The sequence below is a fragment of the Pseudomonas sp. AIG genome, from assembly GCF_977020205.1.
Genome location: NZ_CDROCK010000020.1, coordinates 1 through 21,144, shown reverse-complemented (window position 1 = coordinate 21,144; position 21,144 = coordinate 1). Strand labels below are relative to the sequence as shown.

Sequence of the window (21,144 nt, the reverse complement as noted above, 5' to 3'; positions counted from 1 at the left end):
GATGAGCGAAAACAACAAGACCGCGGCGATCGAAGAGATGCGTTTTCGTCTGCTGATCGATGCGGTGGTCGACTATGCGATCTACATGATCGATCCCGGCGGCATCATCACCAGTTGGAATTCCGGCGCCAAACGCTTCAAGGGCTACGAAGAAGCGGAAATCCTCGGCGAACACTTCTCGCGCTTCTACACCGCTGATGATCGCGCCGCCGGTTTGCCGCAACGCGCACTCGATACGGCGATCCGTGAAGGGCGCTTCGAAGGCGAGGGCTGGCGGGTGCGCAAGGATGGCACCAACTTCTGGTCGCACGTGGTGATCGATCCGATCATTGATCCCAACGGCAAATTACTTGGCTTCGCCAAGATCACCCGCGACCTCACCGACCGCAAAATGGCCGAGGAAACCCTCAAGCAAAGCGAGCAGCAATTCCGCTTGCTGGTGCAGGGCGTCACCGACTACGCGATCTACATGCTCAGCCCCGAAGGCCGGGTCAGCAACTGGAACCAGGGCGCCCAGCGGATCAAGGGTTATCTGCCGGAAGAAATCATCGGCCAGCACTTTTCGATTTTCTATACCCCCGAAGACCGCGAACTCGGCGAACCGCAACGGGCGCTGGAAATCGCCACCCGCGAGGGCCGCTTCGAGAACAAGAGCTGGCGCATGCGCAAGGACGGCACGCGGTTTCTCGCCCATGTGGTGGTTGATGCGATTCGTGGCGATACCGGCACTTTGCTCGGTTTTGCCAAGATCACCCGCGACATCACCGAAGCCCATCAGGCGCAGCAGGCGCTGGAGAAAACCCGGGAAGCGCTGTTCCAGGCGCAGAAGATGCAGGCGATCGGTCAGCTTAGCGGTGGCATCGCCCATGACTTCAATAATCTGCTGACGGTGATTCTCGGTAATCTGGAGATCGTGCAGAAGCGCATGGGTGAGGATGCGAAAATCAGCCGCCTGCTGGAAAACGCCACCCAAGGTGCACTGCGCGGCGTGTCACTGACCCAGCGCATGTTGGCGTTTGCCCGCCGTCAGGAACTGAAAACCGAGTCGGTCGATATTGCGCAATTGGTCCAGGGCATCACCGGTTTGTTGCGCAGCTCCCTCGGGCCGGGTATCCGCATCGACACGCGGTTTCCGGAAGACCTGGAGCCGGTGCTGGCGGACACCAATCAACTGGAGCTGGCCTTGCTCAACCTGGCGACCAACGCCCGCGACGCCATGCCCGACGGCGGTACGGTGATCATTTGCGCTGAACCGCAAGTGGTGCTCGAGCTCAGTCATTCGGATCTACCGGCAGGGCGTTATATCTGCCTCAGCGTGATCGACAGCGGGGAGGGCATGGACGAGCACACATTGGCGTCGGCCAGAGATCCGTTTTTCACCACCAAAGGCCTGGGCAAGGGCACCGGGTTAGGCTTGTCGATGGTCCATGGTTTTATGGAACAACTCGGGGGCCGCTTCATTCTCCAGAGCGAAAAAGCCCGGGGCACCACGGCCGAACTGTGGATTCCGGTGGCCGTCGAGGGCATGGTCAGCAAGCCGCTGCATCCGCCCGCCGAGCCGGTGGTGGTGCCAAGGCTCAGCGTGCTGGTGGTGGATGACGATTCGCTGGTGTTGACCAGCACCAGCCTGCTGCTCGAAGACCTCGGTCATCGCGTGATCAGTGCGACGTCCGGGGCGAAGGCACTGGCGCTGTTTGATCAGGGTGAAGTCATCGACCTGATGATCACCGACATGGCCATGCCGCAGATGAGCGGTGCGCAACTCGCCCATGCGGTGCGCCTGCTCAAACCGGATCTGCCGATTATCCTGGCCACCGGTTACGCCGAGCGTCTGGAAGGTTTTGCTGCGCAACTGCCGCGGTTGCCCAAGCCATTCACGCAGATGAATCTGGTGGCAATCATTGCCCAATCGATGAAGTGAGGCAGTGGTCAATCGTTCTGAACTTGCGCGCCGAAGGGGATTTCTAAATGTTTTCCCCACCCCGGAGCGCGCACCTTTTGTCTCGCATACTGACTGAGCCAACCGCTGAAGAAACTCTCACCGAACATGACGCCAAGATGTTCGGCTCACCCAAGGAACGGCTGGATTTCTATCGCCGGGAGATCCAGTACGAAACCAGCATCCTCGCCAACCGCACCGATGCCTATCTGGCCGCGCAGTCGTTTCTGGTGATCGCCTTCGCCTCGTGCATGGCCAACCTCAACCCGGAATGGGGCAAGTTGTTCACGCTGGTGGTGCCACCGTTTCTGGCGCTGCTCGGGTTGCTCAGCTCACTGAATGCCTGGCCGGGGATTCGCGCAGCGTACGACATCATCGATCACTGGCATTTCAAGCAGAGCCACTTGTTGCACAGTGAGCCGCTGATGGGGCTGGCGTATGACGAATCGCCGCTGTTCAGCGAAATGGAGTCGAGCCACAAGGGGTATCGCAAGTCGCTGCTGTTCTCGGTGCGCACGCCTTGGATCTTTGCGACGTTCTGGGTGTTGTTGGGAAGTTATGCGGTGTTTATTCAGGTGACCAATCCCGGGGGGTGAATGGTCTTCACGCAAAAGCCCGGCTTATATCGCCGGGCTTTTTCATTTTGGCTGGATTTTGTGGTGCACTTTAGATCGATCCCCCTCACCCCAGCCCTCTCCCCCAAAGGGGGCGAGGGGGAAGGGAGCAGATCTTCGTTGTGGTCAAAATCTGCGTTCGACGCGGTATCTCAGTGTCGTGGTCAAAATCTACGTTCGACTCGGTATCTCACGTCGGCGTACCTCAACCATCCACCTCGGTCAGTTCCCTCTCCCTTTGGGAGAGGGCTAGGGTGAGGGGGCTGTTCTGGCTCACTCCACGGTTTCAAGCTGCCGACGCAACGCCATCGAGTTCTGCGATGACATCGGAATCGGCGGAAAATCTTCGTTCAACACGCACAAATGATCGATGGCATCTTCAAACATCGAATCGGCTTTCTTGCGCAGTGCGCGGTAGCGCTCGAACTGTTCGATGTCCAGATCTTTGACATCCAGCAGCGCATTGGCCGCTCGATTGAGGGTGTGGGCGTTATCAAACAGTTGGCGATTGCGTTCCAGAGCCAACGCTCTGCATGCCTTGATTTGCGCAGGAGTCGAGCATTCTTTCATGACCGTAACCTTATTCTTCAAGGATTCCTTTTCACAGGCTTGACGCCGCAGGGGAACCGAACCTGCCGGGCCCCGCCGGGCACATCCGGCGAGGGGTTATGCTTGTGACTGTCGGCGATTAAGCAGGGATCAATTTTTTTACAGAAAAAAATTCGATCAATCAGTCGATAAAACCCGGGATTAAAAATCAGGTTTTTTGTTTCTTGTGCTGTTCATAGCGAGCGAGGATCGGCTGCGTGCTGATGCCATGAAGCAATATGCTCAGCGCCACCACCGACAAGGTCAGGTCGGTACACACGCTGGCCACGCTATCGGTCAGCCCATGATTCAAGGCATAAAACAAATAGAACAGGCTGCCGATCCCGCGAATACCGAACCAGCCGATCAACAGCCGTTGCCGTCCCTCCAGCAGTTTGCCCCATGGCATCAGCGCAACGCAGGCCGGGCGGATCAGGCAGAACAACACGCCGCCCACCAGCAACGCTCGCCAGTCCCAGTGCGCCACCAGCACCACGCCGAGCAGGGTCACCAGAAACACCTCCATGGCGCGTTCGACCAGACTGCCAAATGACAACATGTCGCCCATCATGATGCCGGCGGCGACTTGGCTGCTTTCAAGCCGCTCGGTGTCGCCGTGCACCGCGTGTTGCGGTTCGACGTTCTGATGGCCGACCACTGGTTGCACCAGATGCTCGGCAGGCGTTTGGCTGGCGCCGGTGGATTTGACTTCGACCTGTCGCAAACCCAGGCCAGCGGCGAACACCGACAGGAAGCCGTAACCGCCAATGGCCTCTGCAACGACATACGCCAGGGCAATCAGCGACAACGCCAGATAATCATTGGGGCTGAGCGTGCTGTCGTCGTTATGAATCCGCAGCGACAGCGTCACCCGACCGATACCGCGCCCCATCCAGTAGCCGGTGAGCAGTCCTGCGGGCACCGCCCACAATAAACTGCGCAAGACCCAGCCCCGCCACTCGGCGGCAGAGCCGTCGCCGTGAATCAGCAACAAACCGAGTATCACGAACGGAAACGCCACCCCGTCATTGAGCCCGGCCTCACCCGACAGGCCGAAACGCACGCTGTCCACATCCCGGGCATCGTTGACCTGCACCAGCGCCGCCAATACCGGGTCGGTCGGCGCCAGAATCGCGCCAATCAACATCGACGGCCCCCACGGCAAGCTCAAGCCAAAGTGCAGCAGCAGACAAACGCCGGCGATGGTCAGCACCAACACCGGTCCGGCCAAGCCAAAGGCGATCCGCCAACGCTTGTCGCGCAGTGGCAACCGTAACTTCAGGCCGCAGACGAACAAAGAAAACAGCACCGCGACTTCCGTCAGGTGCTCCATCCACAACGAGGCGTTTTCCAGCGACAGTTTCAGCAAATCGAGGCCGCTGGGGCCGATACCAATCCCCAGCAGCAGACAAACGGCCGAGGTGGTGACCGGCATCCAGCGCAGGTACGACGAGGTCAGTGCCAAGGTCAACAGCACGGCGCCGAGCACCGCCACCCACACGACAAAACTCATGATGTGCCGCCCTCAGTGATTAATGACGGCCGCTTGCAGAGACCCTTTCGCTTCTGACGCCGCCCCTGTAGGAGCTGCCGCAGGCTGCGATCCTTTGACCTTGTTTTTAACATCCAAATCAAAAGATCGCAGCCTGCGGCAGCTCCTACAGTGCGTTTACTCACAGCATCGGCTTACCGCCGGTCACGCCATAGCGCTGGCCGGTGATGTAACTGGCTTCATCGGAGGCCAGCAGCACGTAGATCGGCGCGACTTCCACGGGTTGCCCGGGGCGGCCGAGCGGGGTGTTGCCGCCGAAGTTCTGTACTTCTTCGTCGGGCATGGTCGAGACGATCAGCGGCGTCCAGATCGGCCCCGGTGCCACGCAGTTCACGCGAATCTCTTTCGGCCCGAGCATTTGCGCCAGACCGCCGGTGAAGTTGGCAATCGCACCTTTGGTGGTGGCGTAGGCGAGCAGGGTCGGTTTGGGTAAATCCGAGTTGATCGAGCTGGTATTGATGATCGATGACCCGGCGCGCATGTGTTTGATCGCCGCCTGGCACAGCCGGAAGATCGCAGTGATGTTGACGTCGAAGGTCATCACCCATTCTTCGTCGGGGATTTCTTCGAAGGTTTCGTGGGTCATCTGGAACGCGGCGTTGTTGACCAGCACATCGATGCGGCCAAAGCGCTCGACGGTTTTGTCGACCAGGGCTTGGCAGTGGGATTTCTGCGCGATATCGCCGGGCAACAACAGACACTGACGCCCGGCTTGTTCGACCCAGCGTGCGGTTTCCTTGGCGTCTTCGTGTTCATTCAAATAGGCCACAGCGACGTCGGCGCCTTCCCGGGCGAATGCGATGGCCACGGCGCGGCCAATGCCGCTGTCGGCGCCGGTGATCAGGGCAATCTTGCCGGCCAGTCGGCCTGAACCGACATAGCTTTGCTCACCGCAATCGGGATAGGGCTGCATTTTGCCTTGGGCACCAGGCACGGCTTGGGCTTGTTTGGGGAAGGGTGGTTTTGGATAGTCGGTCATCGCGGGTCTCCGAGGTCTCAGGGCAGGTATGGGCGGTTGACCCGGTGTGTTTGCCGTGAGTTCGATCGGATTTCCACTGCATTTTCCGACTTGGAAATGCAAAACCAATGTGGGAGCGAGCTTGCTCGCGAAGGCGGAGTGTCAGCCAACGTCAATGTTGACTGAACCACCGCTTTCGCGAGCAAGCTCGCTCCCACAGGGGATCATCTGAGGTTTCAGGTATTGCGTGTAGTCAGGGCGCGTTCCATGCGGGCGATGCCTTCTTCCAGCAACGAGCGCGGGCAGCCGAAGTTCAGGCGCACGAACTGCTGGTGTTGATCGCCGAAGTCCAGACCGGCGCTGAGGCCAACCTTGCCCTGCTCAAGGAAGAACTGCTGCGGGTTGTCCAGATCCAGCGCCGAGCAATCCAGCCACGCCAGATAGGTGCCCTGCGGCACATTAATGCTTACGCCCGGCAAGCGGTTGCGCACCGCTTCCACCAACCAGTCACGGTTGGCCTGCAGGTAGGTTTTCAGCTCGGCCAGCCACGGCGCACCTTCGCTGTAAGCCACGCGGGTGGCTTCCATGCCCAGCGGGTTGACGCTGTCGACCATGCCACAACGGGCGTGATTGACGCGTTCGCGCAGCGCGGCGTTCTGGATGATCATGAACGAAGTCTTCAGGCCTGCGATGTTGTAGGCCTTGCTCGCCGACATCAGGGTGATCGTGCGCTCGGCGATCTCCGCGCTCAACGAGGCGGTCGGAATGTGCACGCGACCGTCGAAGCACAGCTCGGCGTGGATTTCGTCGGAGATGATCCACGCGTCCTGCGCCGCACAGATGTCGGCCACGGCTTGCAGCTCTTCACGGCCAAACACTTTGCCGATCGGGTTGTGCGGATTGCTCAGCAGCAACGCGCCGCCACCGTTGAGCGATTCACGCAGCACGTCGAGCGGCGTCAAGTAAGTACCGTCAGCCTGCGCGTCGAATTCCAGCTCAACCTTGTTCAAGCCCCAATGCCCCGGCGCATGGCGCAGTGGCGGGTAGTTCGGCACTTGCACCACGACGTTCTGTTGTGGGGGGCCCCGCGCTTTCAAAGCCATGTTGAAGCCGGACTCGACGCCCGGCAGGAAGATCAGCTCTTGCGGTTTGACCTTCCAGGAAAACTTGTTCCAGAGGTCGGCGACGATGGCTTCGCGCAGGTTGTCCTGCGCCACGCTGTAGCCCACCAGCGGATGCAGCAGGCGTTGCTGCAGCGCCGCGATCACCACTGGCGGCGCGGCGAAATCCATATCAGCGACCCACATCGGCAACACGTCGGCCGAATAGCGGCTCCACTTGGTGCTGCCGGTGTTGTGGCGGTCGAACAGCTGATCAAAATCGAAAGTCATGCGCGGTCTCGTGAAGGCGGGAATGGTCTTGGACGCCATTCTAAGCCTTACGCTGCCCATGTGGGAGCGAGCTTGCTCGCGAAGGCGTCGTGTCAGTCAGCATCGATGTCGAATGACACACCGCTTTCGCGAGCAAGCTCGCTCCCACAGGGTTTGGTGGTCTTCAGTTAAAGACCTGACAAACGGCCGACGGTCGGTTTTCACACAGATTGTGTGGTCATTGTCTACAGTGAAAAGGTCGGCACTTGTCTGCCGCAACCGTGATTGTCCAGATAAAACCCGGCTCAAGTACCGGGTTCCACCTGATCAGGAGTGCACGATGGATCTCAGCCGTCGTCAGTTCTTCAAGGTCGCCGGTATCGGCCTTGCAGGCTCGAGCCTGGGCGCGTTGGGCATGGCCCCGACGCTGGCCTTCGCCGAGCAGGTGCGCCACTTCAAGCTTGCCCACACCCATGAAACCCGCAACACCTGCCCGTATTGCTCGGTCGGCTGCGGTTTGATCATGTACAGCCAGGGCGATGGAGCGAAGAACGTAGCGCAAAGCATCATTCACATCGAGGGCGACGCCGACCACCCGGTCAACCGCGGCACCCTTTGCCCGAAAGGCGCAGGCCTGCTCGACTTCATTCACAGCCCCGGCCGTTTGCTCTACCCGCAAACGCGCAAGCCGGGCAGTAGTGAATGGACGCGGATCAGTTGGGACGAAGCACTCGATCGCATCGTCGACCTGATGAAGACCGACCGCGACGCCAACTTCATCGAACAAAATGCCAACGGGCAAACGGTGAATCGCTGGCTGAGCACCGGGTTCCTCGCCGCATCGGCGGCGTCCAACGAAGCCGGTTACATCACCCAGAAGGTGATTCGCAGTCTCGGCATGCTGGGGTTCGATAACCAGGCGCGTGTCTGACACGGCCCGACGGTGGCAAGTCTTGCCCCGACGTACGGCCGTGGAGCCATGACCAACACCTGGACCGATATCGCCAACGCGAATCTGATCCTGGTGATGGGGGGCAACGCCGCAGAAGCGCATCCGTGCGGCTTCAAATGGGTGACCGAGGCCAAAGCGCACAACGCTGCGCGGCTGATTGTGGTTGATCCGCGTTTTACCCGCACCGCTTCGGTGGCCGACTATTACGCGCCGATCCGCACCGGCACCGACATCGCCTTCATGGGCGGGCTGATCAATTACCTGCTGACCGAGGACAAAATCCAGCACGAGTACGTGCGCAATTACACCGACGTCTCGTTCATCGTCAAAGAAGGCTATGGCTTCGAAGACGGTATCTTCAGCGGCTACGACGTCGCCAAGCGCAGCTACACCGACAAGTCCGGTTGGGGCTACGAGATGGGCGACGACGGCTTCGCCAAAGTCGACCCGACCCTGCAAGACCCGCGCTGCGTCTATCAATTGATGAAGGCGCATTACAGCCGCTACAACATCGACCTCGCCAGCCAGATCTGTGGCATGCCGGTCGACGCCATGCAGAAAATCTGGGACGAAATCGCCACCTGCTCGATTCCGGGCAAGACCATGACGATTCTCTACGCCCTCGGCTGGACGCAGCACTCGATCGGCGCGCAGATCATCCGCAGCGCGGCGATGGTGCAACTGCTGCTGGGCAACGTCGGCATGCCCGGCGGCGGCGTCAACGCCTTGCGTGGGCACTCCAACATTCAAGGCCTGACCGACCTTGGCTTGCTCTCCAATGCGCTGCCGGGATACCTGACATTGGCCAGCGACAGCGAGCAGGACTACGGTCAGTTCATCCATAAACGCACGCAAGTTCCGCTGCGCCCGGGGCAACTGTCTTACTGGCAGAACTACAGCAAATTCCACGTCAGCCTGATGAAGTCGTGGTACGGCGCCAACGCCACTGCCGAAAACAATTGGTGCTACGACCATTTGCCGAAACTCGACATTCCCAACTACGACGTCTTGAAAATGTTCGACCTGATGAGCCAAGGCAAGGTCAACGGCTACTTCTGCCAAGGCTTCAACCCGATCGCCGCGCTGCCGGACAAAAACCGCGTGATGGGCGCACTGGCGAAACTGAAATGGCTGGTGGTGATGGATCCGCTGGCCACCGAGACGTCGGAGTTCTGGCACAACGTCGGGCCGTACAACGATGTGAAAAGCGCGGAGATCCAGACCGAAGTCATTCGCCTGCCGACCACGTGTTTTGCCGAGGAGGACGGCTCGCTGGTCAACAGCAGTCGCTGGTTGCAATGGCACTGGAAAGGCGCCGATGGCCCGGGCGAAGCGCAGACCGACATTCGCATCATGAGCGAATTGTTCCTGCGCCTGCGCAAGCGTTACCAGGCCGAGGGCGGCAAATTCCCTGATCCGCTACTAAAACTGACCTGGCCGTACAAGATCCCCGACGAACCTTCGCCGGAGGAACTGGCCAAGGAAATCAACGGCAGCGCGGTGGCTGATTTCACCGATGCCACGGGTGTGGCGGTCAAGGCCGGCACCCAACTGGCCGGGTTCGGCTTGCTCAAGGATGACGGCAGCACCGCGTCCGGCTGCTGGATCTTCGCCGGTAGCTGGACCGAGGTCGGTAACCAAATGGCCCGCCGCGACAACAGCGACCCGTTTGGCATGCATCAGCATCTGGGCTGGGCGTGGGCGTGGCCGGCCAACCGGCGGATTCTCTATAACCGCGCTTCGGCAGACGTCTCCGGTAAACCGTGGGACCCGAAAAAACGCCTGGTGTGGTGGAATGGCAAGGCCTGGGGCGGCACCGATGTGCCGGACTACAAAGCCGACGTACCGCCGGAAGCCGGGATGAACCCGTTCATCATGAACCCCGAAGGCGTCGCGCGATTCTTCGCCGTCGACAAGATGAATGAAGGGCCATTCCCCGAGCACTACGAGCCGTTCGAAACGCCAATCGGCATCAACCCGCTGCACCCGCAGAACAAGAAAGCCACCAGCAACCCGGCGGCGCGGATCTTCGATTCGGTCTGGGAAACCCTCGGCGAGGCCAAGGACTTCCCGTACGCCGGCACCAGTTACCGGCTCACCGAGCATTTCCACTTCTGGAGCAAGCACTGCAAGTTGAACGCGATTGCTCAACCCGAGCAGTTCGTCGAAATCGGTGAAGTGCTGGCGAAAGAGAAGGGCATCGCTGCCGGTGATCGCGTACGGGTCAGTTGCAAACGTGGCTTTATCGAAGCGGTGGCGGTGGTGACGAAAAGGATCCGGCCGCTGCAGGTCAACGGCCAGGTCGTGCATCAGATCGGCATCCCGCTGCACTGGGGTTTCACCGGCCTGACGCGTCACGGTTATTTGACCAACACCCTGGTGCCGTTCCTCGGCGATGGCAATACACAGACCCCGGAATCCAAGTCATTCCTGGTCAACGTGGAGAAGCTCTGATGGAGAATCTTTAAATGGCCAGCCAAGACATCATTGCCCGCTCGGCCACTACCACGGTGCCGCCGTCCGTGAGGAATCAGGAAGCGGTGGCCAAGCTGATCGACACCACCAAATGCATCGGCTGCAAAGCCTGTCAGGTCGCCTGCTCGGAATGGAACGAGTTGCGCGACGAGGTCGGCCACAACCACGGCACCTACGACAACCCGCAAGACCTGAGCGCCGAAACCTGGACGTTGATGCGCTTCACCGAGCATGAAACCGACGCCGGCAACCTCGAATGGCTGATCCGCAAGGACGGCTGCATGCACTGCGCCGAGCCGGGTTGTCTGGCGGCGTGCCCGAGCCCCGGCGCGATCATCAAGCACGCCAACGGCATCGTCGATTTCGATCAGGATCACTGCATCGGTTGTGGTTATTGCATCACCGGTTGCCCGTTCAATATTCCGCGTATCTCGCAGAAGGATCACAAGGCTTACAAGTGCACCTTGTGCTCGGATCGCGTGGCAGTAGGGCTGGAACCCGCCTGCGTAAAAACCTGCCCGACCGGCGCCATCGTCTTCGGCACCAAGGAAGACATGAAGGAACACGCCGCCGAACGCATCGTCGATCTGAAAAGCCGTGGCTTCGAAAACGCCGGTTTGTATGACCCGGCCGGTGTTGGCGGCACGCATGTGATGTACGTGTTGCACCACGCCGATACGCCGACGATCTACGCCAACCTGCCGCAGGATCCGGCGATCAGTCCGTTGGTGGGGTTGTGGAAAGGCATCAGCAAACCTCTGGGCCTGCTGGCCATGGGCGCGGCGGTATTGGCCGGGTTCTTCCATTACGTGCGCATCGGCCCGAATCGCGTCGAAGAAGATGAACATCCAACGCCACCCGACACCTCGGTGCATGTCGTTGACCCGGCGGTGCACACCTTCGATCCACGCGGGGAGGAGCGGCCATGAGCAACAAGACGATCCTGCGCTACACCGCCAACCAGCGCACCAATCACTGGCTGGTGGCGATCCTGTTTTTCATGGCCGGGCTGTCCGGGCTGGCGTTGTTTCATCCGTCGCTGTTCTGGCTGAGCAACCTGTTCGGCGGCGGCCCGTGGACGCGGATTCTGCATCCGTTCATGGGCATCGCCATGTTTGTCTTGTTCCTCGGCCTGGTGTTGCGTTTCTGGCGTGCGAACTTCTTTATCGACAACGACTGGAAGTGGATGCGCCGTATTGATCGAGTACTGGTCAACGATGAAGAAAGCGTACCGCCCGTGGGCAAATACAACGCTGGGCAGAAGATGCTGTTCTGGACTTTACTGCTGTGCATGCTCGGATTGCTGTTCACCGGGCTAGTGATCTGGCGCGCGTATTTCAGTGCGTATTTCGGCATCACCGTGATTCGCTGGGCGATGCTCCTGCATGCGCTGGCCGGGTTCATTCTAGTGCTGAGCATCATCATTCACATCTACGCCGGGCTGTGGATCAAGGGCTCGGTGGACGCGATGATGCATGGCTGGGTCAGCCGCGCCTGGGCGAAGAAACACCATGAACTCTGGTATCGCGACATCACCCGCGATGAACGCCAACCGGACGTGCCGGAACGACCGATCACCAAAAAGGGCTGACGTTTGCCAACCATTCTGGAACCTGGGGAAATTGAAGCGGCAGCGAGTTCGCCGCCGTTTCTGTATCTGCCGCCATCGAATCTGTTTGCGCTGCGGGCTGATCGACTAGAGTTTTTGGCGCAAGGGCACCCGTTGGCCGAGTACTTGCGTTTGATCGCCGGGTTGTGCCGGGTGCAGCAGCAGGTCTTCGACGATCCGCCGCTGACGGCACCGTTTGATCAGCAAAGGATTGAAGCCTGTCAGCAGCATGGTTTGCCGCCGTTTGCGGCTGATACCTTGGTGCGCGAAGAGGGCTGGCAGGCTTATCTCGAGGCTTTTCTTCAGCGTTATGAGCCTTTGGGGCAGCCTGCTGTTGTTGAAGCGGTGGACACGCTGCGCGCCGCCAGCACGGGCCAATTGCGCTCTTGGGCCGTGGCATTGATCAGCGGCCAGTATTCGATGGTGCCGGCGCAACTGGTGCCGTTTCTTGGCGCGGCGCTGCAAGTGGCCTGGAGTCACTGGCTGCTCAGCGCGCCGAATCTGCAACTCAAACCCGGCGACAGCCTCAGCCAATGCCCGGCCTGTGGTTCGCCGGCGATGGCCGGGGTGATCCGCCATCGCGGCAAGCACAACGGTTTGCGATATCTGGTGTGTTCGCTGTGTGCGTGTGAATGGCATGTGGTGCGGGTCAAGTGTGTGTACTGCGAGTCGAGTAAGGGGCTGGATTATTTCAGCCTTGAGGATGATCGCCACGCCGCCAATCAGGCGCCGTTAAGGGCGGAGGTCTGTCCGGGTTGTAACAGTTATCTGAAGCTGGTGTATCTGGAAAACGATGCCGATGCGGAGGCGTTGTCGGCTGATTTGAGCAGTCTGCTGCTGGACATGCGTCTGGCGCAGGACGGTTATCAGCGCCTGGCGCCGAATCTGTTGCTGGCCCCGGGAGACGAATGAAGTGAGCGTCTACACTCTTGGTTTTCACTGCGGGGCGCAGTGATCTGTCTCCAGGAGTGGCTGATGTCCCTGCGGTTACCTTCCATTGATGGTGTGTTGCGTCATCCGGCGTGTGTGCCTTTGCTTGAGCGTCACGGGCGTGAGTCGTTGCTGGCGAGTTTGCGTCAGTTGCTCGATGAGCTGCGTCCCAGCGTGTTGAACGGGCAATTGTCGGCGATTGAAATCAGCCCCGAAGTGCTCGCTGGCCGCGTCGGTGAACGCCTGGTCCAACAACAGCGCAGCAACGTGCGCCGAGTCTTTAACCTCACCGGCACCGTCCTGCACACCAACCTCGGTCGCGCCTTGTTGCCGGACGAAGCCATCGACGCCGTGCAAATGGCCGCACGTTATCCGCTCAATCTGGAATTCGATCTGGCCAGCGGCAAACGCGGTGATCGCGATGATCTGATCGAAGGCCTGATCCGCGAACTGACCGGCGCCGAAGCCGTCACCGTGGTCAACAACAATGCCGCCGCCGTGCTGCTGACGCTGAACAGTCTGGGCGTACGCAAGGAAGGCATCATCTCGCGCGGTGAGTTGATCGAAATCGGCGGCGCGTTCCGCATCCCCGACATCATGGCCCGCGCTGGCGTGCGCCTGCATGAAGTCGGTACGACCAATCGCACCCATGCTCGCGACTACGAAGCGGCGATCAGCCCGCGCAGCGGTTTGATCATGCGCGTGCACGCGAGCAACTACAGCATCGAAGGATTTACCGCACGGGTGCCGACTGCTGAACTGGCCGAGCTGGCCCATCGACATGGCTTGCCGTTGCTGGAGGATCTGGGCAGCGGCAGCCTGCTGGATCTGACCCGTTGGGGGTTGCCGGCCGAACCGACGGTGCGGCAAGCGCTGCTGGATGGCGCGGACATCGTCACCTTCAGCGGCGATAAATTGCTCGGCGGCCCGCAGGCCGGGTTGATTGTGGGGCGCAAAGAGCTGATCGCGAAGATCAAGAAGAACCCACTGAAACGCGCATTGCGGGTGGACAAGTTGACCTTGGCGGCACTGGAGGCAGTGCTGGGGTTGTATCGCGATCCGGATCGCCTCGCAGAACGTCTGCCGAGTCTGCGGCTGTTGACGCGCCCGCAAGCCGATATCTTCGCGCAGGCCTCACGCTTGCGGCCCTTGATGGCTGAAATCCTGGGGTCGGTTTGGCAGGTCAGTGCAGTCGAGGCCTTGGGCATGATCGGCAGCGGCAGCCAACCGGTGGCGCGTTTGCCGAGTGCGGCGCTGTGTTGTCGCCCGCAAGTCTCCAAGCGCTTGCGCGGGCGTTGCCTGTTGAGTCTGGAAGCCGCGTTACGAGCCTTGCCGATCCCGGTGCTCGGGCGCATCGACGACGACGCGTTGTGGCTGGATCTGCGTCAGCTCGACGATGAGCCGGCGTGGCTTGCGCAATTGCCGCAGCTGCAGGTCGACCCGTGATTGTCGGCACGGCGGGGCACATCGACCACGGCAAGACGTCGCTGCTGCAAGCCCTGACCGGACAGACCGGCGACCGCCGCCCGCAGGAACGCGAACGCGGGATGACCATCGACCTTGGTTATCTCTATGCCGAACTTGAACCCGGCGCCGGCCTGACCGGGTTTATCGACGTCCCGGGCCACGAGAAATTCACCCACAACATGCTCGCCGGCGCCCAAGGCATTGATCTGGTGCTGCTGGTGGTCGCGGCGGACGACGGCGTGATGCCGCAGACCCGCGAGCATCTGGCGATTGTCGAATTGCTCGGCATTCCGCGCGCTTTGGTGGCGATCAGCAAATGCGATCGGGTCGAGGCGGGCAGGGTGGAAGAGGTGCAGCGCCAGGTGCTCGATCTGCTGGCCCCGGGGCCGTTTGCCGAGGCGCCGATCCTGACCGTGTCGAGCCTGAGCGGGCAGGGCATTGAGGCACTGCGCGAGGTGTTGTTGCAGACGCAAAGCGAGGTGCACGAGCGTAGCCGTGAAGGTGGTTTTCGTCTGGCCATCGACCGTGCGTTCAGCGTTGCCGGTGCGGGGATTGTGGTGACCGGCACGGCGTTGTCGGGCACTGTTTCAGTCGGCGACAAACTGTTGCTCGGACCTTCCGGCAAATCGGTCCGGGTTCGCGGCTTGCACGCGCAAAATCAACCCGCCGAACAGGCTTTCGCCGGGCAGCGAGTGGCTTTGAATATCAGCGGCGAGCGTCTTGAACTGGCGCAGATCCATCGCGGCCAGTGGTTGCTTAGCGAGTGGCTGCACGCGCCGACACAACGGGTCGACATCGACTTTCAACTGCTGCCTGGCGAGCGCACCTTCGAACACTTTCACCCGGTGCATGTGCATCTCGGCACGCAAGATGTCATCGCTCGGGTGGCCTTGCTCGAAGGCCCGCGCCTAAATCCTGGTGAGCGCATGTTTGCGCAACTGCTGATCAATGCGCCGGTGCACGCGGTGAAGGGCGATCGATTGATCCTGCGCGACCAGAGCGCGCAACGTACCCTCGGGGGGGGACAGGTCCTCGATCCGTTCGCCCCGTCGCGACAACGTCGCAGCCCGGAACGTTTGGCGCAATTGCGCGCCTTGGTTTCGGGCGACGAGTTCGAACAGGTCTTGCCCGTACTGCTCAACTACAGCGCGGGCGGCCTCGACCCGTTGCGGCTGGAGCGCCAATTCAATCGCCCACGCTCGACTTGGGCATTAGCGGAAAACGTCCGCTTCATCGACACACGTCAAGGCCCGCTGCTGTTCAACGTGCAACGCTGGGCGCAACTGAAGTTCACCCTGTTGGAACAACTGGCGCAGTTCCATGAACTGGAGCCCGATCAGATGGGCCCGGACCGCGATCGCCTGCGGCGCTTCAGTGGTCTGGCGCTGGAGCGTTCGACGTTTGTCAGTTTGATGGATGAATTGCTCACCGCCGGATCGATTCAGGCAAGCGGGCCATGGCTGCATTTACCGGATCATCAAGTGCGCTTGAATGCCGAGGACGAAAGCCTCTGGCTAGGATTGCAGCCGTTGTTCGAACAAGCCGGTTTCGACCCGCCATGGGTGCGCGACATCGCGAAAATGCTCGGGCAGGACGACGCCATCGTACGCCTGCTGCTACGCAAACTGGCGCGGCTCGGTCTGATGCATCAGGTGGTGCGCGACCTGTTCTTGAGTGACGTGCAACTGCGCCAAATGGCCAACGTGTTGCTCCAACTCGCCAAGGAAAATCCGCAGATCCAGGTGACAACCTTCCGCGATGCGCTAGGCTTGGGTCGCAAACGCTGTATTCAGTACCTCGAATACTTCGACCGCGTCGGCCTGACCCGACGCCTCGGCGAATCCCGCCAGATCCGCCCCGACAACGCGCTGGCCAACGCTTGCGCACAATGAGTTCAAGGAAGGCAATCGCGCCCGGTGGCGCGGCCGGGCTTCAAACCCGGTTGGGGACGGCATCCGTTCCCGGGCAGGTTCGACTCCGGCTGCCTTCCGCCACTTTTCTTAAAAAAAGATCACAGCCCTTGGGCCTGTCCCGAATTGATCGTTCCCACGCTCCGCGTGGGAATGCCTCAACGGACGCTCCGCGTTCGGCTTCGGAAGGAACGCAGAGCGTCCCGGGCTGCATTCCCACGCAGAGCGTGGGAACGATCTGTACCCGAACTAATCCGGCAATTCCAGATTATCCATCACCCGATTCACCGCCAGTTCGCCGAGCATGATCAGTTGCGCGATCCCCAACAGCGTTCTGCGCTGCGACGCGGGTATGAGATGGGCGAAATCATGGGCGATTGTTCTGGCTGAGGCGAGTGTTTCGCTGGCGTCGGCCAGCAGTTCCTCGTTTTTGAAGTCGGCGGTAACGGCGTACATCCGGCGGGTTTTGCGTGGCGGTGGTGTTGAGCCGGGTGGGCAGAGGTAGTGATCGAGCGCGCGTTCGGCGGCTTCGTTGAGTTTTTTTGAATCGAGGGATTCGTAGGGGGAGGCGAGGTCGGTTTCGGGCGGGTTTGGCGTTGGTTTGATCATGTGAAGCTCCTTGATTATTGAAGCCGCCACATTTCGCTGCGAAACGAAGAGAGGTGGCAGCTGTACGCAGGTTCGCAGACCGGGAATCAAGGTACCCGGCATACCCGAAGGTATCCCGCGCACAGCCGCCATTAAGCACCATTGCCATTAATCGTTGATGGCAATGAACTGGAGCGCTGTGCGCCTTGATTGATCCGGGCTGCGAAACCCGATCGCTGATTCGTCAGCGACCGCACCACAATAGAACCCGCCCCCAAGGCGCACAAGCCGGCGGATTCTGGCGTAGCTGTAGGCAATGGCGCAAGAATTTGTAGCCTTGAAGGCGTGTCTGGAGGTGTCTTTTAAACACTCCAGTTTAAAAAACGAAAAGTCGGGCGAAGATCTGGGGGGAAAGGCGGTCTGTCCCTGATAACGCTGATCTTTGTAGGAGCTGCCGAAGGCTGCGATCTTTTGATCTTACGGGTACCAGCCCACCATCGTATCCAGCGAAATGCGAGTCTTTGTCAGAGATTACGCTGCGCTTCCATCCGATCATGCAGAACCCTGATAATCGCGATGCCATACGCGGTGATCCGAAAATAGATCATGTGGCGTTCCACACTGCAGCGCCGATAACCGGGGCGGATTGCGTCGCAGGCCGGCGCCGTTTTGGGGCGCTCGGCTAATTGCTCGAAGGCTGCGGTAATGATGTCGATGTAGCGATTGGCCTGATCCAGCCCCCATTGCTGAGCCGTATAACTCCAGATCGCCTCAAGGTCACCCTCCGCCGCAGGGGTAAGACGATATTCAGCCATGTCCGCTTAACATTCTCTTCTTGAATGCCTTAGGATCGAAGGGGCGAGGTGTCCCACTGGACTCACCTTCCCGAAGCGCCGCCCGGATGGTTTCCAGCTCGGCGTTTCGCTCCTGTTCTCGACGGATCAGATCGCGGATGTATTCGCTGTCGTTGGTGTAATGACCAGCTTCGATCTGGGCTTTGATCCAGTGGTCTTGCTGGTCAGTCACGGTGATGGTTTTTCGTACGGTTGCCATGAGCGGGCCTCCGGAGAATGGTCGGATTTGCGCAAATTATCACACTATTGGTGCGCTAACGAGCATTGAGCCCGTTGAATAACCGATAGCCCTCGTCACTTTAAAATCAAAAGATCGCAGCCTTCGGCATCTCCTACAGGGGGCGGTGTAGGCGCTGCCGAAGGCTGCGATCTTTTTGATCTTGCCGGTGTTGATCGTCCCCATGCGCAGCAAAGGAATGCAGCCCGGGACGCTCTGCGTCCCATCCAGAGCCGAACGCGGAGCGTCCGTTGAGGCATTCCCACGCAGAGCGTGGGAACGATCATCAAGGCCCGCTACTGCGGCACCTCCAGATTATCCATCACCCGATTCACCGCCAGCTCGCCGAGCATGATCAGTTGCGCGATCCCCAACAGCGTCCTGCGCTGCGACGCCGGTATGAGGTGGGCGAAGTCATGGGCGATAGTTCTGGCTGAAGCGAGTGTTTCGCTGGCATCGGCCAGCAGCTCCTCGTTTTTGAAGTCCGCGGTAACGGCGTACATGCGGCGGGTTTTGCGGGGCGGTGGGGTGGAGCCGGGTGGGCAGAGGTAGTGATCGAGGGCGCGTTCGGCGGCGTCGTTGAGCTTTTTTGAGTCGAGGGATTCGTAGGGGGAGGCGAGGTCGGTTTCGGGTGGGTTGGGTGTTGGTTTGATCATGGTAAAGCTCCTTGAGATGTGGAGCCGTCATCCATCGCTGCTAAACGGATAGGGTGGCGGCTGTACGCGGGTTAGCAGACCAGGCTCAAGGATCCCGGCGCACCGAAGTGCCCCACGCAAAGCCGCCATAACGTAATGGCGGGACTCGCGTGCCTTGAAAGTTGCCGAGCTGCTAAACCCGATCGCTGATTCGTCAGCGACCGACCCACAATAGAACCCGACCCCAAGGCGCACAAGCCGGCGGATTCTGGCGTAGCTGTAGGCAATGGCGCAAGAATTTGTAGCCTCAGAGACGTGTCTGAAGGTGTCTTTTAAACATTCCAGTTTAAAACGCGAAAAGTCGCGCGAATCTCTGGGGGAAAGGTGGTCTGTCCCTGATAACGCACTTCGCTTGCGGTGGACATGAAAAAAGGGGCCGTTTCCGGCCCCTTCTGGTTTTACTGCTGCGCGACACCCGCCGGTGCTGCGTCGGGCTTTTTCGGCTTCATCAAACTGAAGTCGATCAGCGCGCGCTGTTCAGTCTGGTACGGATCGCCGATCAGCAATGGCCGCGCCTTGAAGCTGTCGCTGACCAGGCTCTTGCTGCGGTCGAGTTCATCGAAGCTCAAACCGGCGAGGTCGGCCCAGGTGTGGATCAAGTGCGAGCTGCTGTACGGGCGATCCAGATCACCGGCGAAGTTCCAGTCGTGGCTTTCCTTCCACTTCGGCGACGCCCAGGCCATGAACGGGATGGTGTACATCGGCGCGGTCGGTTTGTTTTCGTTGCGGCCCAGGGTCTTGTGGCCCACCGAGTCGAACACGTCTTCACCGTGGTCGGAGAGGTACAGCAGGAAGCCGTTCGGATCGGATTTGGCGTAATCCTTGATCAGGCTCGACACCACGAAGTCGTTGTACAGCACGGCATTGTCGTAGCTGTTGTAGGTCGGTACCTGATCATCACGCACACCCGGTGGCACGCCGTTGCGATCCTGAAACTTGTCGAACGTCGGCGGATAGCGGTACTGGTAGCTCATGTGCGTGCCGAGCAAATGCACAACGATGAGTTTGCGCGGTGCCGCGTCAGCCAGGGCCTTGTTGAACGGCTCGATCACGTCGCCATCGTATTGCGCGGCATTCTGGTTGCGGTTGTTGTTCAGGTACACCTGCTCGTCGGCCTGCTCGGAGAAGGTCGTGAGCATGGTGTTGCGCTTGGTCATGGTCTGCTGGTTGGTGATCCAGAAGGTCTTGTAACCCGCCTGTTTCATCATGCTGACCAGCGACGGCGTCGACAGGTACAGATCCGGATGCTCTTCGTCAGCGAAGGTCAGCACTTGCTGCAACGCTTCGATGGTGTACGGACGCGGCGTGACGACGTTGTCGAACACCGCCAGTTGATCCTTGAGCTTGTCCAGTTCCGGCGTGGTGTTGCGCTGATAACCGTAGAGGCTCATGCGCTGACGGTTGGTCGATTCACCGATCACCAGCACCAGGGTCTTCGGTTGGTCGGCCGAGGCGTCCTTGAGGTTTTTCAGCGGTGGAATCTTGCTCACGTTATGCAGCATGCCCTGCATGTCGGCGAGGGTATCCAGATAACGGTGATAGGCCACGGCCATCTGCCATGGCACTGCAGGCTCGATGCGGGTTTCGAATTTTTCGAAGCCTTGGGCGAAGGAGCCCATGCGCAGGGTCTGTTTGACCAGCGGATAGCCAACCACCGCGATCACGATCGCAGCGGCGGCGACCATCGCACGGCCACGGGGCATGTACACCGGGCGCAGACGCGTCCACAGGAAGTAGGCGAACGCGGTGTGCGCGAGGAACGCCGCGACCATCCACCAGGCGAAATACTGGGTCATGTATTCGCCAGCTTCAGAAATGTTCGACTCGAACATGATGAAGATGACGCTTTGCGAGAATTCCTGCTGATAGATGAAGAAATAGCCGAGACTGGCCATCGAGCAGGCCCACAGCACCACGCCGATCACGGCGGCGAGCAGTTTGGTGCGTTTGGGGAACAGCAGCATCGGCGCCAGCCACAGCGCACTCATGAAGAACGCCTGACGGAAGCCGCTGAAGCCGGAGGTGCCGGTCAGTTGGATCAGCAGTTGGGTGATACCCGAGAAGTACCAGAAGAATACAAACAGCCAGAGAAGTCCGGCCCAGTCGAAACCTGTCGCAGTCGTTTTGCTGCGTTTGAACAATGCCATTCGGCGCTCCAGCTCACTCGTTACAACCACCGCCGGAACATCCATGAAGCCGACGAACGGAGGCCGCACACAAAGGTACGGCCAGAATGGGGCGGAGTATTACGAAGAGAATGTGAAAAGTTTGTGAGTTGCCGCCTCATCTATAGAGAGGCGGGCAGCGATGCATCATGTCGGGAACAGCGGCCGGCGGTCCCGCAAAAAGGGGGGGGGGCAGGGGGGGGGGCCACTCCCGCGACGTGCTCCAATGCCTGATTCACCGCCAATTCCCCCAGCATCACC

17 protein-coding genes and 1 tRNA gene are annotated in these 21,144 nt (G+C 60.1%); 9 read left to right on the top strand and 9 right to left on the bottom strand.

Going from position 1 to position 21,144, the window contains the following annotated elements; all coding sequences use genetic code 11:
• Position 1: 1 nt before the first annotated feature.
• Positions 2–1,921, top strand: a complete 1,920-nt coding sequence (locus tag ACWR1S_RS13575; protein WP_454563849.1) for a PAS domain S-box protein — start codon at positions 2–4, stop codon at positions 1,919–1,921.
• Positions 1,922–1,998: 77 nt separating this feature from the next.
• On the top strand, positions 1,999–2,535 hold the full coding sequence (locus tag ACWR1S_RS13570; RefSeq protein WP_016983364.1) for a hypothetical protein: 537 nt from the start codon (positions 1,999–2,001) through the stop codon (positions 2,533–2,535).
• A gap of 291 nt (positions 2,536–2,826) precedes the next feature.
• Here ACWR1S_RS13570 and ACWR1S_RS13565 read toward each other — a convergent pair whose 3' ends face one another.
• From ACWR1S_RS13565 to ACWR1S_RS13550, 4 genes are all read right to left on the bottom strand, one after another.
• Positions 2,827–3,123 (bottom strand): hypothetical protein, encoded by a 297-nt coding sequence (locus tag ACWR1S_RS13565; RefSeq protein WP_454563848.1) that lies wholly within the window; start codon positions 3,121–3,123, stop codon positions 2,827–2,829.
• 187 nt (positions 3,124–3,310) lie between these two features.
• A complete protein-coding gene (locus tag ACWR1S_RS13560) occupies positions 3,311–4,654 on the bottom strand; it encodes a cation:proton antiporter (RefSeq protein WP_454563847.1) in 1,344 nt (447 codons plus the stop codon).
• Positions 4,655–4,814: 160 nt separating this feature from the next.
• Positions 4,815–5,672 carry a glucose 1-dehydrogenase gene (locus ACWR1S_RS13555; protein WP_454563846.1) on the bottom strand — a complete coding sequence of 286 codons (858 nt, stop codon included), beginning with the start codon at positions 5,670–5,672 and terminating at the stop codon, positions 4,815–4,817.
• Between the two features lie 215 nt (positions 5,673–5,887).
• A complete protein-coding gene (locus ACWR1S_RS13550) occupies positions 5,888–7,042 on the bottom strand; it encodes a MalY/PatB family protein (protein ID WP_454563845.1) in 1,155 nt (384 codons plus the stop codon).
• Positions 7,043–7,361: 319 nt separating this feature from the next.
• Between ACWR1S_RS13550 and fdnG the strand changes: the two genes are divergently transcribed.
• From fdnG to ACWR1S_RS13515, 7 genes are all read left to right on the top strand, one after another.
• Complete coding sequence (gene fdnG / locus ACWR1S_RS13545) at positions 7,362–10,427, top strand: formate dehydrogenase-N subunit alpha (RefSeq protein ID WP_454563844.1); 3,066 nt, start codon at positions 7,362–7,364, stop codon at positions 10,425–10,427.
• 14 nt (positions 10,428–10,441) lie between these two features.
• Positions 10,442–11,377, top strand: coding sequence for a formate dehydrogenase subunit beta (fdxH, locus tag ACWR1S_RS13540; protein ID WP_034154153.1), 936 nt, complete (start codon positions 10,442–10,444; stop codon positions 11,375–11,377).
• Positions 11,374–12,039 (top strand): formate dehydrogenase subunit gamma, encoded by a 666-nt coding sequence (locus ACWR1S_RS13535; RefSeq protein WP_454563843.1) that lies wholly within the window; start codon positions 11,374–11,376, stop codon positions 12,037–12,039. The genes fdxH and ACWR1S_RS13535 overlap by 4 nt, the downstream gene beginning before the upstream one ends.
• 3 nt (positions 12,040–12,042) lie before the next feature.
• Positions 12,043–12,969: a formate dehydrogenase accessory protein FdhE gene (gene fdhE / locus ACWR1S_RS13530; protein ID WP_454563842.1), complete on the top strand. Its 927-nt coding sequence runs from the start codon at positions 12,043–12,045 to the stop codon at positions 12,967–12,969.
• Between the two features lie 60 nt (positions 12,970–13,029).
• Entirely contained in the window at positions 13,030–14,433 is a 1,404-nt protein-coding gene (selA, locus tag ACWR1S_RS13525; protein ID WP_454563897.1) for an L-seryl-tRNA(Sec) selenium transferase, read from the top strand.
• Positions 14,430–16,346, top strand: coding sequence for a selenocysteine-specific translation elongation factor (gene selB, locus ACWR1S_RS13520; RefSeq protein ID WP_454563896.1), 1,917 nt, complete (start codon positions 14,430–14,432; stop codon positions 16,344–16,346). The genes selA and selB overlap by 4 nt, the downstream gene beginning before the upstream one ends.
• Before the next feature lie 6 nt (positions 16,347–16,352).
• A tRNA-Sec gene (locus ACWR1S_RS13515) sits at positions 16,353–16,448 on the top strand.
• A 165-nt stretch (positions 16,449–16,613) separates the two neighbouring features.
• Here the strand turns inward: ACWR1S_RS13515 and ACWR1S_RS13510 are convergent.
• The 5 genes from ACWR1S_RS13510 to ACWR1S_RS13490 form a co-directional block, all read right to left on the bottom strand.
• Positions 16,614–16,973 (bottom strand): DUF6124 family protein, encoded by a 360-nt coding sequence (locus ACWR1S_RS13510; RefSeq protein WP_141125597.1) that lies wholly within the window; start codon positions 16,971–16,973, stop codon positions 16,614–16,616.
• A 503-nt stretch (positions 16,974–17,476) separates the two neighbouring features.
• A complete protein-coding gene (locus ACWR1S_RS13505; protein WP_122844204.1) occupies positions 17,477–17,767 on the bottom strand; it encodes a type II toxin-antitoxin system RelE/ParE family toxin in 291 nt (96 codons plus the stop codon).
• Positions 17,760–18,005, bottom strand: a complete 246-nt coding sequence (locus ACWR1S_RS13500; protein WP_454563841.1) for a type II toxin-antitoxin system ParD family antitoxin — start codon at positions 18,003–18,005, stop codon at positions 17,760–17,762. The genes ACWR1S_RS13505 and ACWR1S_RS13500 overlap by 8 nt, the downstream gene beginning before the upstream one ends.
• A 314-nt stretch (positions 18,006–18,319) precedes the next feature.
• Positions 18,320–18,679 (bottom strand): DUF6124 family protein, encoded by a 360-nt coding sequence (locus tag ACWR1S_RS13495; RefSeq protein ID WP_371043435.1) that lies wholly within the window; start codon positions 18,677–18,679, stop codon positions 18,320–18,322.
• A gap of 437 nt (positions 18,680–19,116) precedes the next feature.
• Complete coding sequence (locus ACWR1S_RS13490; protein ID WP_454563840.1) at positions 19,117–20,865, bottom strand: phosphoethanolamine transferase CptA; 1,749 nt, start codon at positions 20,863–20,865, stop codon at positions 19,117–19,119.
• Positions 20,866–21,144: the final 279 nt, after the last annotated feature.